Raw genomic sequence first — 14994 nt, 5'->3', positions numbered from 1 at the left:
GACATAAGGAGGCACGCGCGTGCAGCGCTCACGTGCCGGAACCGTCCGATAGGACGAATCGACGCCCACCGGGTTGACGGTGCGCGAAGCCACGAGCGTGGTGCGGTACGGCTTGCTGTGACGTACGGGCGGCGCGCTCGTTGGACGGCGTGACTGCCGTCCCTTCCCCGCCGCAGCGGGGGTGCTCCGGAGATTTACGCGTTCGCGACCAACGGCGGCGACTGCTCCCCGCCCACGCGGGGCCCCGGGCCGGGCGGCTTCAACCGCCCGGCCCTGCTCATCAGCCGAGCCGCGATTCCAGCTCCGCCACGATCTCGTTCACGCCGATCGCCGCCTGCTCGCCGGACTCCATGTCCTTCAGCTGGACCACGCCCTCCGCAAGGTCCCGCTCACCGGCGACAATCGTGTAACGCGCCCCACTCCGGTTCGCGTTCTTCATCGCGCCCTTCAACCCCTTCGCCCCGTACGAGAAGTCGGCCGCGACGCCCACCTTGCGCAGTTCCGTGACCTTCGCGAACAGCACCCGGCGGGCTTCCTCTCCCAGCGGCACCGCGAACACGCTTGTCGCGGACGGGAGTTCGAGCTCGACGCCCTCCGCCTCAAGCGCCAGCACCGTACGGTCGACGCCCAGCGCCCAGCCCACCGACGGCAGCGCCGGGCCGCCGAGCATCTCGGACAAGCCGTCGTAACGCCCACCGCCGCCCACAGCGGACTGGGAACCCAGACCGTCGTGGACGAACTCGAAGGTCGTACGGGTGTAGTAGTCAAGGCCGCGGACCAGCTTCGGGTCGTCATCGAAGGCGACGCCCGCCGCGGTGATCAGCTCGCGGACCTCCTCGTGGTAGGCCCTGCACGCGTCGCAGAGATAGTCACGCAGAAGAGGCGCCCCCACCAGCTGCTTCTGGACGTCGTCCCGCTTGTCGTCCAGCACCCGCAGCGGGTTGATGTCGGCCCGGCGCAGCGTCTCCTCGTCCAGGTCGAGGCCCCGGAGGAAGTCCTGCAGTGCGGTCCGGTAGACCGGACGGCACTCCTTGTCACCCAGCGAGTTCAGCAGGATGCGGAAGTTCCGCAGGCCCAGCGACCGGTACGCCTGGTCGGCCAGGATGATCAGCTCGGCGTCCAGCGCCGGGTCTTCCGCGCCGATGGCCTCCGCTCCCACCTGCGAGAAGTGGCGGTAGCGGCCCTTCTGGGGGCGCTCGTAGCGGTAGTACGAGCCCGAGTACCAGAGCTTCACCGGAAGGTTGCCCAGCTTGTGGAGGTTGGCTTCCAGGGCCGCGCGCAGCACGGAGGCGGTGCCTTCGGGACGCAGGGCGAGCTGGTCGCCGCCCTTGGTCTGCAGCGTGTACATCTCCTTGGTCACGATGTCCGTCGACTCACCGACGCCGCGCGCGAAGAGTTCGACATTCTCGAAGCCCGGCGTCTCGATGTAGCCGTAGCCGGAGTTGCGCAGCGGGGCGGCGATGGCTTCCCGCACCGCCAGGTACTTCGCGCTCTCCGGCGGGATCAGGTCGTACGTGCCCTTGGGGGCCTTGAAGGTGCTCACGGGAGGTCTCTCGTCACATTCCTCGTCGGTGAGGGGGGTTCGATCCCTCGCCGCGATCTTGAAGGCCGGCCGCCACCTGCCGCAGATACGGGTTGGTGGCGCGCTCCTGGCCGATGGTCGTCTGGGCGCCGTGGCCGGACAGCACCACGGTCGAGTCGTCGAGCGGCAGGCACACGCGAGACAGCGAGTCGAGCATCTCGGCCATGTCACCGCCGGGCAGGTCGGTGCGTCCGATGGAGCCGGCGAAGAGCAGGTCGCCCGAGAAGAACACGGACGGGATGTCCGTGGTCTCCGGCATCCTGAACGTCACCGACCCCTTCGTATGGCCCGGCGCGTGCGCCACGCCCAGCTCCAGGCCCGCCAGCTCCAGCCGTGCGCCGTCCGCCAGCTCCCTGACGTCGTCCGGTTCCCCGATGGTCAGCTCGCCCAGCAGCGGCATCCCGACGGACCGGCCGAGGGCCTTCTCCGGGTCGCTCATCATGTAGCGGTCGTCGGGGTGGATCCACGCCGGGACACCGTGCGCGCCGCACACCGGGACGACCGACGCCACATGGTCGAGGTGGCCGTGGGTGAGGACGACGGCGACGGGCTTGAGCCGATGCTTCTTCAGCGTCTCCTCGACTCCCTGGGCGGCCTGATGGCCCGGGTCGATGATCACGCACTCCTCACCGGCGGCGGGAGCGACGAGATAACAGTTCGTCCCCCAGGCGCCGGCCGGGAACCCGGCAATGAGCACGATCGTCCTTCGATTTGTGGCGTACGTGGTCGTACGGGGTGGGTGGCAGCGCCTCAGAGCCTACCGGCGCTGCCGTTTCCTCAGCGAACCCATATACGGTACGGGGCACACGCAGGCGATCGGCACACAGACGCACGCGTCCCAGTTGACGTACGAGACGCATGAGGAGAGAACCCGGTGGTCACCCAGGAACAGCGGCGGCGTCAGCTCGCCCGGGAGAAGTTCTTGCGGCAGCAGCAGCGGCGTACGGCCGCGCGACGCAAGGCGAACGTGCGCAACTCGGTGATCGCGTCGGTCCTCGGCGTGATCGTCGTGGGCAGCGTGCTGTCGTACGCGACCGGGGTCTTCAAGAACGACGACGACAAGTCGAACGCGAGCGCGGAGGTCACCCCGAGCGCCACGCCCAGCAAGGCCGCGGACCCCTGTGAGAAGGCGGCCGAGGGGGCGGTGAAGTCGCTGAGCTGGAAGAAGGAGCCGGCGATGACCATCGACAAGTCGGCGAAGTACGACATGAAGCTCGCGACGACGTGCGGCGACATCGACATCGCACTGAAGACGTCCGCGGCCCCGCACACGGTCAACTCGTTCAACTTCCTGGCGAGCGAGGGCTATCTCGACCACACCAAGTGCCACCGGCTCACCACGAACGGCATCTACGTGCTGCAGTGCGGTGACCCGAAGGGCACCGGTATGGGCGGCCCCGGCTACACCATTCCGGACGAGAACCTGAAGGACAAAACCCTCAAGAACAACATCTACCCGGCGGGCACGATCGCCATGGCCAACACGGGCCAGGCGCACACCGGCGGCAGCCAGTTCTTCCTGGTCTACCAGGACAGTCAGCTCCCGCCCAGCTACACACCGTTCGGAACGGTTTCCGAGTCGGGCATGAAGGTCCTGAAGAAGATCGCCGCGGCCGGTGAGGCCACGGGACAGGGCGACGGAACACCGAATGCGACCGTTGTGATCAACAAGGCGACCGTAACGAAATCCTGACCGCCAACTGCGAAACTTCGGTCGCGCGGGATGCGGACAGCATCCCTGCCGGTCGCCTATGTTGGCCGTGACGAAACTGTGGACGATGCCCGGGGGTGCACAGCACTCCGCAGGCATCATGTGGAGGAGGCGCTGTGAGCAGCGACCCGTGGGGCCGCGTCGACGAGACGGGGACCGTGTACGTGCGTACGGCCGACGGCGAGCAGGTCGTCGGTTCCTGGCAGGCCGGCTCCCCTGAGGAGGCGTTGGCCTACTTCGAGCGCAAGTACGAGGGCCTGGTCGTCGAGATCGGCCTCCTCGAAAAGCGAGTCAAGACCACCGATCTGTCCGCGAAGGACGCCCAGGCGGCGATCGACCACATCCGCGAGCAGGTGGACGCCCACCACGCGGTCGGCGATCTGGCGGCACTGAAGGTCCGCCTGGACAAGCTGGTCGAGACCGTCGAAGCCCGGCGCGAGGAGCGCAAGCAGCAGCGGGCCAAGCAGTCCGACGAGGCGCGGCACGCCAAGGAGGCGCTGGTCATCGAGGCGGAGGAGCTGGCGCAGTCCGACCAGTGGAGGTCGGCCGGTGAGCGGCTGCGCGCGCTGGTCGACACCTGGAAGGGGCTGCCGCGGCTCGACCGGAAGTCGGACGACGAGCTGTGGCACCGCTTCTCGCACGCCCGTTCGGCCTTCTCCAAGCGCCGCAAGGCGCACTTCGCGTCCCTGGACGCGCAGCGCGAGGACGCCCGCAGGGCCAAGGAGAAGCTGGTCGCAGAGGCCGAGGCACTGTCCGCGTCGACCGACTGGGGTCCGACGGCGGCGCGCTACCGCGAGCTGATGACGGACTGGAAGGCCGCGGGCCGTGCCCAGCGCGAGCACGAGGACGACCTGTGGAACCGCTTCCGCGGTGCCCAGGACGTGTTCTTCGCGGCGCGCGGCTCGGTCTTCGCGGAGCGGGACGCGGAGCAGACCGAGAACCTCAAGCTCAAGGAGGAGCTGGCCGAGGAGGCCGAGAAGCTCCTGCCGATCACGGATCTGAAGGCGGCGCGGGCCGCGTTCCGTTCGATCAACGAGCGCTGGGAGGCCATCGGCCACGTTCCGCGCGACGCGCGCCCGAAGGTCGAGGGCCGGATGCACACGGTCGAGCGAGCTCTCCAGGAGTCCGAGGAAACCGAGTGGCGCCGGACGAACCCGGAGGCACGCGCGCGTGCCGAGGGTCTGACAGGTCAGCTCCAGGCGGCCGTGGACAAGCTCACCGGCCAGATCGAGACGGCTCGGGCGCAGGGCAACAACGCCAGGGCCGACAAGCTCCAGAAGGAGCTGGAAGGCCGTCAGGCGCTGCTGGAGCAGGCACTCAAGGGCCTGCAGGAGTTCGGCGGCTGAGAGATTTAACGCCGCCGGCGCAGAGGGGCTCCCGTACATCTCGTACGGGAGCCCCTCTGCGTACCTCTCGTGGTTACGGTCTGCGGGCCGAGGTCACCCGGTACACGTCGTACACGCCCTCGACGCCCCTGACCGCCTTCAGGACGTGTCCCAGGTGCTTGGGGTCGCCCATCTCGAAGGTGAAGCGGGAGGTCGCCACCCGGTCCCTCGACGTCTGGACGGCCGCCGACAGGATGTTGACGTGCTGGTCGGACAGGACGCGAGTGACGTCCGACAGGAGGCGGGAGCGGTCCAGGGCCTCGACCTGGATGGCGACCAGGAAGACCGAGGACTGGGTGGGCGCCCACTCGACGTCGAGGATTCGCTCGGGCTCGCGGGACAGTGACTCGATGTTCACGCAGTCGCTGCGGTGAACCGATACGCCGCTTCCGCGCGTGACGAAACCGATGATGGGGTCGCCGGGTACAGGCGTACAGCAGCGGGCGAGCTTCACCCAGACGTCGTCGACGCCCTTGACCACCACACCCGGGTCGTTGTTGCTGCGCCGCTTGCGGCCCCGGCCGCGTGGGGACGGAACGGCCTCGTCCATCTCCTCGGTGGCCGCCTCCTCGCCGCCGAGCGCCTGCACGAGCTTCTGTACGACGTTCTGCGCGGCCACATGGCCTTCGCCGATCGCCGCGTAGAGCGACGAGATGTCCGGGTAGCGCATCTCGTGCGCGAGGGTGACGAGGGAGTCGCCGGTGAGGATGCGCTGGATCGGCAGGTTCTGCTTGCGCATCGCGCGCGCGATGGCGTCCTTGCCCTGTTCGATCGCCTCGTCGCGCCGCTCCTTGGAGAACCAGGCGCGGATCTTGTTGCGGGCGCGCGGCGACTTGACGAAGCCGAGCCAGTCACGGGAGGGCCCGGCGCCAGCCGCCTTGGAGGTGAAGACCTCCACCAGGTCGCCGTTGTCCAGGGTGGATTCGAGTGGTACGAGACGGCCGTTGACCCGTGCCCCTATGGTCCGGTGGCCTACCTCGGTGTGCACGGCGTACGAGAAGTCGACCGGGGTCGCTCCCGCCGGAAGCGCTATCACGTCGCCCTTGGGCGTGAACACGAAGACCTCGTTGCGGGACAGGTCGAAGCGCAGGGACTCCAGGAACTCGCTGGGGTCCTCGGTCTCCTTCTGCCAGTCGAGGAGCTGGCGCAGCCAGGCCATGTCGTTGAGGTGGTCGTCCTTGCCGGTGGTCCTCGGCTGGTCCGAGCGCACCTTGGAGGCGCCGGCGACGGCCTCCTGCTTGTACTTCCAGTGCGCGGCGATGCCGTACTCGGCACGGCGGTGCATGTCGAACGTACGGATCTGGAGTTCGACGGGCTTGCCGTTGGGCCCGATGACCGTCGTGTGCAGCGACTGGTACATGTTGAACTTGGGCATCGCGATGTAGTCCTTGAACCGGCCGGGGACCGGGTTCCAGCGCGCGTGCACGGTGCCGAGGGCCGCATAGCAGTCCCGGACGGTGTCGACAAGGACGCGGATGCCCACCAGGTCGTAGATCTCCGCGAAGTCACGGCCTCGTACGATCATCTTCTGGTAGACGCTGTAGTAGTGCTTCGGGCGGCCGGTGACCGTGGCCTTGATGCGGGCCGCGCGCAGGTCGGACTGGACCTCGTCGGTCACTATGGCCAGGTACTCGTCACGCTTCGGTGCCCGCTCGGCCACCAGCCGGACGATCTCGTCGTACATCTTGGGGTAGAGGATCGCGAAGGCGAGATCCTCCAGTTCCCACTTGATGGTGTTCATGCCCAGGCGATGGGCGAGCGGCGCGTAGATCTCCAGCGTCTCGCGCGCCTTCTTCTCCTGCTTCTCGCGCTTGAGGTAGCGCATGGTGCGCATGTTGTGCAGGCGGTCGGCGAGCTTGATGACCAGGACACGGGGGTCCTTGGCCATGGCGACGACCATCTTGCGCACGGTCTCGGCCTGCGCGGCCTCGCCGAACTTGACCTTGTCCAGCTTGGTGACGCCGTCCACGAGGAGCGCGACGGAGTCGCCGAAGTCGCGGCGGAGCTGGTCGAGGCCGTACTCGGTGTCCTCGACCGTGTCGTGCAGGAGGCCCGCCATCAGCGTCGCCGGGTCCATGCCCAGCTCGGCGAGGATCGTGGTGACGGCCAGCGGGTGGGTGATGTACGGGTCGCCGCTCTTGCGCTTCTGTCCGCGGTGCCAGCGCTCGGCGACCTGGTAGGCCTTCTCGACCTGGCGCAGCGTCGCCGTCTCGATCTTCGGGTCGTTGCTGCGCACGATCCGCAGGAGCGGTTCCAGGACCGGGTTGTACGGGTTGGAGCGCTGCACCCCGAGCCGGGCCAGCCGGGCGCGTACGCGGTTGGGGGAGGCGGAGCGGGCGGGCTGGCCGGAGGCCGGGCGGACGGCGGGCGCGGGGGGCGGGGCGGGGGCTGGCTCGGACGTGGCCGGCTTGGGGCGCGAGGGCTCGGCCGCACGGTCGACGGGTGCGGACTGGGCGTGCTCGACCGGCCCGCGCGCGTCGTTCTTCTCGGTCCGCGCGGGCGTGGCCGCGGGCTCCGAGGCTGGCTCGGGCTTGGCGGCGGTCAGGGGCTGGGCCTCGTCTGCCAAGAGGACTCCTCGTGCACGATCCGGGTCCCCCGGTCAGGCTCCGGAGACCCCATGGTAGCGATCCCGGGCTCCGGCATCGCCTCCAGGCCGCTGAGACGGCCTTCTACAGGAGAAACGCGAGAGGCGGGCACCGGATTCCTCCGGTGCCCGCCTCCGCCGCTCCACTTACCCGCAGGCAACCCTGTGTGGGGGCCTCAGACGGTGATCAGCGCCTCCAGCACCGCTCCCGACAGAGCGGGTTCGAGCCGCTGCCGTCCGCCGAGGAACCCGAGCTCCATGAGGATCGCCAGACCTGCGACCTCCGCGCCGGCCCGCCGGATCAGCTGGACCGAGGCTTCGGCGGTGCCGCCCGTGGCCAGTACGTCGTCGATCACCAGGACGCGGTCCCCCGCGCTCAGGTCCTCGGCGTGCACCTCGATCTCCGCGGAGCCGTACTCCAGGTCGTACGCCTGGCTGAGCGTGGCTCCGGGGAGCTTGCCCGCCTTGCGTACGGGGATGAAGCCCAGGCCGGCCCGGACCGCGACCGGGGCGCCCAGGATGAAGCCGCGGGCCTCCAGGCCGACGATCTTCGTGGCACCGCTGCGGACGGCGATGTCCGCCAGGGCGTCGGTGAGCGCGGCGAACGCCGCGGGGTCCGCCAGGAGCGGGGTGATGTCCTTGAACATCACACCCGGCTCCGGGTAGTCCGCCACGTCGCGGATACGGCTGAGCAGCAGATCCCTGACGGCGGTCATCGGCGCTTGCCCGAGGGCCGCCCGCGACCGCGGTTGCGGGCGGCGGGCTGGTTGCGCGGGCCGACGACCGCCGGAGCGGCCTCGTCGTCCTCGTCGTCGTACGGCTGCTCGTCGCTGACCTGGGCCGCGGGGTCGTCGCCCGGTGCCGTGGCCTGCGCCCGCTTGGCCAGGACGCGCTTCCTGAGGGCCTTCATCTGCGGCTCGCGTTCCTTGAGGTCGGCGACGAGCGGCGTGGCGATGAAGATCGAGGAGTACGCACCGGCCGCGAGGCCGACGAACAGCGACAGCGAGATGTCGTTGAGCATGCCCGCGCCGAGCACACCGCCACCGATGAACAGCAGACCGGCGACCGGGAGAAGCGCGACCACCGTGGTGTTGATGGAGCGCACCAGGGTGCCGTTGATCGACCGGTCGGCGATCTCGCTGTAGGTCCAGCGGGTCTGCTTGGTGATGTCCTTCGTCTGCTCCTTGAGACTGTCGAAGACGACGACCGTGTCGTAGAGCGAGTAACCGAGAATCGTGAGCAGACCGATCACCGTGCCGGGCGTCACTTCGAAGCCGACGAGGGCGTAGATGCCGACCGTGATGGTGATGTCGTGGATCAGCGCGACGAGGGCGGCCACCGCCATGCGCAACTCGAAGGCGATCGCCAGATAGATCACGACGAGGACCATGAAGATCGCCAGGCCCTGCCATGCCTTGTTCGCGATCTGCTCACCCCAGCTGGGGCCGACCAGATCGGCGTTGATCTTCTCCGGGTCGACCTGTAGGTCCTCGGCGAGCACTTCCTTGATCTCGCCGGACTTGGCGGTGTCGATGCCGGAGATCTGGATGCGCAGGCCGCCGTTGCCGAGCTTCTGGACGATCGCGTCATGGCCGGAGGCCTCTTCCGCGAACGTCTCTGCCTGGCTCACCGAAATGCTGGTCTTCTCGGTCGTGAAGACGGCGCCGCCCTGGAACTCGATGCCCATGTTCAGGCCGCGCACCGACAGGCCGAGAATGGCCGTGATGGTGATCAGGATCGAGACGCCGTACCAGATGAAACGCTTGCCGACGAAGTCGTAGCCGATCTCGCCGCGGTGGAGCCGGGCGCCGAGGGTGCCGAGTTTCGACATCTCACGCCTCCTTCATGTCGACGGGCGCGGACGCGCGACGGGTGCGACGGAGCGGCGGTTTCGCGCCCAGGCGCTTCGGGTCGAGGCCGGACCAGCTGTGGCCCTCCACGAAGAACTTCTTGCGCGCGAGGATCGTCATCAGCGGCTTGGTGAAGAAGAAGACGACGACCACATCGAGCACGGTGGTCAGACCGAGCGTGAACGCGAAGCCCTGCACCTTGCCGACGGTGACGACGAAGAGCACCGCGGCGGCGAGGAAGGACACGAAGTCGGAGACCATGATCGTGCGCCGCGCGCGCGGCCAGGCCCGCTCGACGGCGGGCCGCAGCGAACGGCCCTCCCGGATCTCGTCCCGGATGCGTTCGAAGAACACGATGAACGAGTCGGCGGTGATACCGATCGCGACGATCGCACCGCAGACGGCCGGCAGGTTCAGCGCGAAGCCGATGGCCGGACCGAGCAGCGACATGATCACGTACGTGAGGACGGCGGAGACCAGGAGGGAGGCGATGGCGATGGACGACAGACCTCGGTAGTAGACCACCATGTAGATGACGACCAGGGCCAGGCCGATCGCACCCGCGATCAGGCCGGCCTCCAACTGCTCGCCACCGAGCGCGGCGGTCACCGTGGTGACGCTCGACTCCTGGAACGTGAGCGGGAGCGCGCCGTAGGACAGCATGTTGGCCAGGTCCTGGGCCGAGGTCTGGTCGAAGCTTCCGGAGATCTGCGCGGAGCCACCCGTGATCGACGTGCTCACGTACGGGTTGGAGACGACCTCACCGTCGAGGACGATACCGAACTCGTTCTGCGGAGCCTGGTTCTGGGAGAGACGGCCGGTGACCTCGGCGAACTGCTTGCTCCCCTTGGACGTGAAGTCCATGGTGACCTGCCAGCCCGCGGCACCCTGCGTGTCGAAGACGGCCTGGGCCTTCTTGACCTCGGTGCCGTCCACCTCGGCCGGGCCGAGGATGAACTTCTGCCACTGGCCCTGCGAGTCCTGGCCGCAGGCCACCGTGGGCTCGGTGGGCTTGACGCCGTCACCGGTGACGGCGCGGACCGCCTTCTTGGTGCAGTCGAGCGCCGTGTACTTCGCCTCAAGTTCCGCGGTCGCCGCGTCGGGGGCGGCGCTCGCCGGGGGCGACGCGCTGCCGGTCGCGGACGGTGTGGTGCTCGGCGTCGGGGAAGCGTCGGCCTTCAGGGCGTCCGTGACGGGGCGGCCCTGCGAGGTGGCGCTGGCCGACGGGCTGGGCGAGGCGGACGACGTCGAGGTCGCCTTGTCCCCTGTCTCCGAGACCGACGGCGACGGGCTGCCGGACGTGCTCGCGCTCGGCGTGGGGCTGGCCGTCGCGGCCGTGCCCTGGACCTCCAGGGCCAGAACCGGACGGAAGTAGAGCTTGGCGGTGGTACCGACCTGCTCCCGGGCCTGCTCGGAGTTCGTGCCCTTGGGGATGTTGACAATGATGTTGTCGCGTCCCTGGGTCTGCACCTCGGCCTCGGAGACGCCAAGACCGTTGACACGGCGGTGCATGATTTCGACCGCGGTGTCCATGTTGGTCTTGTTGATCGCGTTCGGCTGGCCCGGCTCGTTCTTCGCCGTGAGCGTGATGCTCGTACCGCCGGCCAGGTCGATGCCGAGACGCGGAGTCGTGTGCCCCGAGGCGAACATGCCTCCGGTGAGCGCCACGATGGCGATCAGAATGAAGGCCAGCGAGCGTCCTGGCTTGCTCTGGGAGCTTGCGCTCCGGCCCTTCTTAGGTGCTGCCACCTTCTCGTACTCCCTCTCGGGCCACCCCGCGCCGGGTCAGCGCGGCCGGCGGCCATGCATGGTGTCGGGACTCGGTGCGAGTACGGCACGTGCCGGGGTGCACGAGGCGGCGCGAGCGGATCGCGCCGCGCTCCTCCCCCGGAACGCGGCTACTTCGCGCCGGACTCGCCGTCGGTCTTCTTCGACTCTTCCGCATTCACCTCAGCGGCCTCGGTCTCGGTCTCGCCGGCCGGCTCGTCGGCCGCGTCCTTCTTGCCGAGGTCGATGGGCTTGTCGTCGGAAGCGGCGGAAGCGTCGTCGGAGGGCTCGTCGGTCCCGGTGAGGGAGGAGGCGTCGTCCGGGACGACGGCGTCGTCGTTCTTCAGGTCGTGCTCGATGCCGTGGACGATGCGGTTGTACTCGTCGTCGCCGAGGACGGCGCCGATGGCGTTCTTCGCGAACAGAAGCTCCACACCCGGGCCCGCGTCAAGGAGGACCGTCTCCTCGTTGACCTCCTTGACCGTCGCGTACATGCCCCCGATCGTGCGGACACCGGTACCGGGCTGCATGTCGTTGCGCATCTGCGCGGCGGCCTGCTGCTTGCGCTTGGCCGAGCGGGTCATCAGGAACATGGCCCCGATGAGCACGATGAACGGGAGGAGGGTCACGATATTCACGGGACGGAATTTCCTTCGCACTACCGCGTCGGTGAGCGGCCTGTTGGATGGGGGTGTGATCGGCGCCACCCAGAAAGCTGGAAAGGCGGCATCGGCGGAGTCTAAGCGAGTCCGCACTCCAGGAACAACGCTCAGCATCGCACCACGGTTCCTGAGCCTGCGAGCAGCCGCGCCCTCACGCCCCGAACAGGTCCTGTTGTCCGGTTCCCCCCAGTGTGGAACGGGGTGGTGTGAGCCCGAGATGCGCCCAGGCCGCGGGCGTCGCGACCCGCCCGCGCGGAGTTCGGGCCAGCAGTCCCTCCCGTACGAGGAAGGGCTCGGCGACCTCCTCGACGGTCTCCCGCTCCTCCCCCACCGCGACGGCCAGCGTGGAGAGCCCGACAGGGCCGCCGCCGAACAGCTTCAGCAGCGCTTCGAGGACGCCCCTGTCGAGGCGATCGAGTCCGCGGGCGTCGACCTCGTAGACCTTCAGGGCCGCCGCCGCGATGTCGCGCGTGATGACTCCGTCGGCCTTGACCTGCGCGTAGTCCCTCACGCGGCGCAGCAGGCGGTTGGCGATACGGGGAGTGCCGCGCGAGCGCCCCGCGATCTCGGCGGCGCCCTCGGCATCGATCTCGACGTCGAGGAGGTTCGCGGAGCGGTGGATGACGCGTTCCAGCTCGGCCGGTTCGTAGAACTCCATGTGCGCGGTGAAGCCGAAGCGGTCGCGCAGCGGGGGCGGCAGCAGTCCCGCGCGCGTGGTGGCGCCGACCAGTGTGAACGGGGGCAGTTCGAGGGGGATGGCTGTGGCGCCGGGTCCCTTGCCGACGATCACGTCGACGCGGAAGTCCTCCATCGCCATGTAGAGCATCTCCTCGGCGGGCCGGGACATGCGGTGGATCTCGTCGAGGAAGAAAACCTCTCCCTCCTGGAGGGAGGACAGGATCGCCGCGAGGTCACCGGCGTGCTGGATGGCGGGGCCGCTGGTGATGCGGATGGGGGCGCCCATCTCGGCCGCGATGATCATCGAGAGGGTGGTCTTGCCGAGGCCGGGGGCACCGGAGAGCAGCACGTGGTCGGCGGTGGCACCACGCGCGCGTGCGGCGCGCAGAACGAGGTCGAGCTGCTCCCGGACCTTCTCCTGGCCGATGAACTCGTCCAGGTCCTTGGGGCGCAGGGCGGCTTCGACGGCCTGGTCCTCACCGTCGGCGGACGCAGCGACGAGCCGCTCGGGGGCGGTGGTCTCGTCGGTCGTGTCGTCCCAGTTCATGCGTGTGCCTCGCGGTCGCGGTCGGTCGGGTGGTTCGTGCGGAGGAGCGAACGGCGGTGAGGGCGCCCGCGGTCAGCGGCTTTCTGCAGGCCGCGGCGGGCCCTGTCGGTCAGCGGGCTCTGTTGAGGGTCTGCAGGGCCGCCTTCAGCAACTGGCCCACCTGAGGCTTGCTTTCGGCTGCCTCGGCCTGCGGTGCTACGGCGGCCACCGCCTCGTCGGCCTCACGGGTCGCGTACCCGAGGCCGATCAGGGCCGCGTGCAGCTGGTCGCGCCAGCCGCTGGTGACCGGGGAGCCGATGGCGGGGCCGGTGCCGAGGGGGGCGCCGAGGCGGTCCTTCAGTTCCAGAAGCAGCTTCTGGGCACCCCTCTTGCCGATGCCGGGTACGGCGATCAGCGCCTTCTCGTCCGCCGTGGACACCGCGCGGCGCAGGGCGTCCGGCGTGTGGACGGCCAGCATGGCCTGGGCGAGGCGGGGGCCGACGCCGCTCGCGGTCTGGAGCAGCTCGAAGGTCTGCCGTTCGTCGTCGTCCACGAAGCCGTACAGGGTCAGGGAGTCCTCGCGGACGACCAGGGAGGTGGCCAGCCTGGCCTGCTGCCCCATCCGGAGCCCGGACAAGGTGTTGGGCGCGCACTGGACGGCGATACCGATGCCGCCCACCTCGACAACCGCGGAGTCGGGGGCGAGGGCGGCGACCGGGCCGCTGACGAAGGCGATCATGCGAGGCGGCCTTTCGGGGCGGGTGCTGTGGTCGATACGGATGCTGCGGTCGGCGCAGGTGCTTTGGCCCGTGCCTTGTGGAGGGCGACGGCCTGCTGGAGGCGGTTCTGTGCGACGGCCTGCTGCAGACGCGTCTGGGCGGGTGCGCGCCAGATGTGGCAGATGGCGAGCGCGAGGGCGTCGGCGGCATCGGCCGGCTTCGGAGGCTCGTCGAGCCGGAGCAGCCGGGTCACCATCGCACCGACCTGCGCCTTGTCGGCTCGTCCGCTGCCGGTGACGGCGGCCTTGACCTCGCTGGGGGTGTGCAGGGCGACGGGGATGCCGCGCCGGGCGGCACACAGCATCGCGACGGCGCTGGCCTGGGCCGTACCCATCACCGTACGGACGTTGTGCTGGCTGAACACCCGCTCCACGGCGACGAATTCGGGCCGGTGCTCATCCAGCCACTGCTCGATGCCCTGCTCGATCGCGACGAGCCGGAGGCTCAGTTCGGCGTCCGCGGGCGTGCGGACGACGCCGACGCCGACCATCGTCAAGGGACGCCCGGGCACGCCTTCGACGACACCGACCCCGCATCGGGTCAGACCCGGGTCAACTCCGAGTACGCGCACCCGCCCCACCCCTCTGTCCGGTCGCGGTCCGTCGACGGTGATCTTTGACTGCCGCCAGGCTATCCGCTGGCACTGACAACAGCGGCGGGCCGGTAGGACGTGTCCCACCGGCCCGCCGGAACCGCTCGCCTCACGGCAGGGCTACGCGTCGACCTTCTCCATGACCTCGTCGCTCACGTCGAAGTTGGCGAAGACGTTCTGCACGTCGTCGCTGTCCTCCAGCGCGTCCATCAGCTTGAAGATCTTCCTGGCGCCCTCCTCGTCCAGCTCGACCTGCATGGTCGGGACGAAGTTGGCGTCGGCGGAGTCGTAGTCGATGCCGGCCTCCTGGAGCGCGGTGCGCACCGCGACCAGGTCGGTGGCCTCGGAGATGACCTCGAAGGACTCACCGAGGTCGTTGACCTCCTCGGCGCCCGCGTCGAGCACGGCGCCCAGGACGTCGTCCTCGGTCAGCTCACCCCTGGGGACGACGATGACGCCCTTGCGGTTGAAGAGGTACGAGACGGAGCCGGGGTCGGCCATGTTGCCGCCGTTGCGGGTCATGGCGACGCGGACGTCCGAGGCGGCGCGGTTACGGTTGTCGGTGAGGCACTCGATGAGCACCGCGACGCCGTTGGGGCCGTAACCCTCGTACATGATCGTCTCGTAGTCGGCGCCACCGGCTTCGAGACCGGCGCCGCGCTTGACCGCGGAGTCGATGTTCTTGTTCGGAACCGAGCTCTTCTTGGCCTTCTGGATGGCGTCGAACAGCGTCGGGTTACCGGACGGGTCGGCGCCGCCCGTGCGCGCCGCGACCTCGATGTTCTTGATCATTTTCGCGAAGAGCTTGCCGCGCTTGGCGTCGATCACGGCCTTCTTGTGCTTCGTCGTAGCCCATTTAGAGTGGCCGGACATCTGCC

Annotated in this window: 13 protein-coding genes; 2 read left to right on the top strand and 11 right to left on the bottom strand. The window is 69.1% G+C overall.

The features are described from left to right. Positions 1-280 precede the first annotated feature (280 nt). Both hisS and RB628_RS02670 read right to left on the bottom strand, forming a co-directional pair. Positions 281-1543, bottom strand: a complete 1263-nt coding sequence (gene hisS, locus RB628_RS02675) for a histidine--tRNA ligase (RefSeq protein ID WP_318318609.1) — start codon at positions 1541-1543, stop codon at positions 281-283. 13 nt (positions 1544-1556) lie between these two features. After that, complete coding sequence (locus RB628_RS02670) at positions 1557-2279, bottom strand: MBL fold metallo-hydrolase (RefSeq protein ID WP_318318608.1); 723 nt, start codon at positions 2277-2279, stop codon at positions 1557-1559. A 177-nt stretch (positions 2280-2456) separates the two neighbouring features. Here RB628_RS02670 and RB628_RS02665 point away from each other — a divergent pair, with 177 nt between their 5' ends. Both RB628_RS02665 and RB628_RS02660 read left to right on the top strand, forming a co-directional pair. Further along, the gene (locus RB628_RS02665) at positions 2457-3275 is read left to right on the top strand and encodes a peptidylprolyl isomerase (protein ID WP_318318607.1); all 819 of its coding nucleotides are present in this window, start codon (positions 2457-2459) and stop codon (positions 3273-3275) included. 134 nt (positions 3276-3409) lie between these two features. Further along, a complete protein-coding gene (locus RB628_RS02660; protein ID WP_318318606.1) occupies positions 3410-4639 on the top strand; it encodes a DUF349 domain-containing protein in 1230 nt (409 codons plus the stop codon). Positions 4640-4712: 73 nt separating this feature from the next. Here the strand turns inward: RB628_RS02660 and RB628_RS02655 are convergent, their stop codons facing one another. The 9 genes from RB628_RS02655 to RB628_RS02615 all read right to left on the bottom strand — a co-directional run bounded on the left by RB628_RS02655 (position 4713) and on the right by RB628_RS02615 (position 14989). Next, a complete protein-coding gene (locus RB628_RS02655) occupies positions 4713-7244 on the bottom strand; it encodes a bifunctional (p)ppGpp synthetase/guanosine-3',5'-bis(diphosphate) 3'-pyrophosphohydrolase (RefSeq protein ID WP_318318605.1) in 2532 nt (843 codons plus the stop codon). Positions 7245-7438: 194 nt separating this feature from the next. Then, positions 7439-7978: an adenine phosphoribosyltransferase gene (locus RB628_RS02650; protein WP_318318604.1), complete on the bottom strand. Its 540-nt coding sequence runs from the start codon at positions 7976-7978 to the stop codon at positions 7439-7441. Next, on the bottom strand, positions 7975-9093 hold the full coding sequence (gene secF, locus RB628_RS02645) for a protein translocase subunit SecF (RefSeq protein WP_318318603.1): 1119 nt from the start codon (positions 9091-9093) through the stop codon (positions 7975-7977). The genes RB628_RS02650 and secF overlap by 4 nt, the downstream gene beginning before the upstream one ends. Position 9094: 1 nt before the next feature. Beyond that, on the bottom strand, positions 9095-10861 hold the full coding sequence (gene secD / locus RB628_RS02640) for a protein translocase subunit SecD (RefSeq protein WP_318318602.1): 1767 nt from the start codon (positions 10859-10861) through the stop codon (positions 9095-9097). A gap of 149 nt (positions 10862-11010) precedes the next feature. Beyond that, a complete protein-coding gene (gene yajC / locus RB628_RS02635) occupies positions 11011-11517 on the bottom strand; it encodes a preprotein translocase subunit YajC (RefSeq protein ID WP_318318601.1) in 507 nt (168 codons plus the stop codon). Between the two features lie 175 nt (positions 11518-11692). Further along, positions 11693-12766 carry a Holliday junction branch migration DNA helicase RuvB gene (ruvB, locus tag RB628_RS02630; RefSeq protein WP_318318600.1) on the bottom strand — a complete coding sequence of 358 codons (1074 nt, stop codon included), beginning with the start codon at positions 12764-12766 and terminating at the stop codon, positions 11693-11695. Positions 12767-12875: 109 nt separating this feature from the next. Next, positions 12876-13484 carry a Holliday junction branch migration protein RuvA gene (gene ruvA / locus RB628_RS02625; protein ID WP_318318599.1) on the bottom strand — a complete coding sequence of 203 codons (609 nt, stop codon included), beginning with the start codon at positions 13482-13484 and terminating at the stop codon, positions 12876-12878. Then, positions 13481-14095 (bottom strand): crossover junction endodeoxyribonuclease RuvC, encoded by a 615-nt coding sequence (gene ruvC, locus RB628_RS02620; RefSeq protein ID WP_318318598.1) that lies wholly within the window; start codon positions 14093-14095, stop codon positions 13481-13483. Before ruvC ends, ruvA begins: the two co-directional genes overlap by 4 nt. 141 nt (positions 14096-14236) lie before the next feature. Further along, complete coding sequence (locus tag RB628_RS02615) at positions 14237-14989, bottom strand: YebC/PmpR family DNA-binding transcriptional regulator (protein ID WP_318318597.1); 753 nt, start codon at positions 14987-14989, stop codon at positions 14237-14239. Positions 14990-14994: the final 5 nt, after the last annotated feature.

The organism is Streptomyces sp. ADMS (assembly GCF_033441795.1).
Classification (GTDB): Bacteria; Actinomycetota; Actinomycetes; order Streptomycetales; family Streptomycetaceae; genus Streptomyces.
Note: the sequence above shows the minus strand (reverse complement) of the source record. Positions and strands in the feature narration are given on the sequence as shown.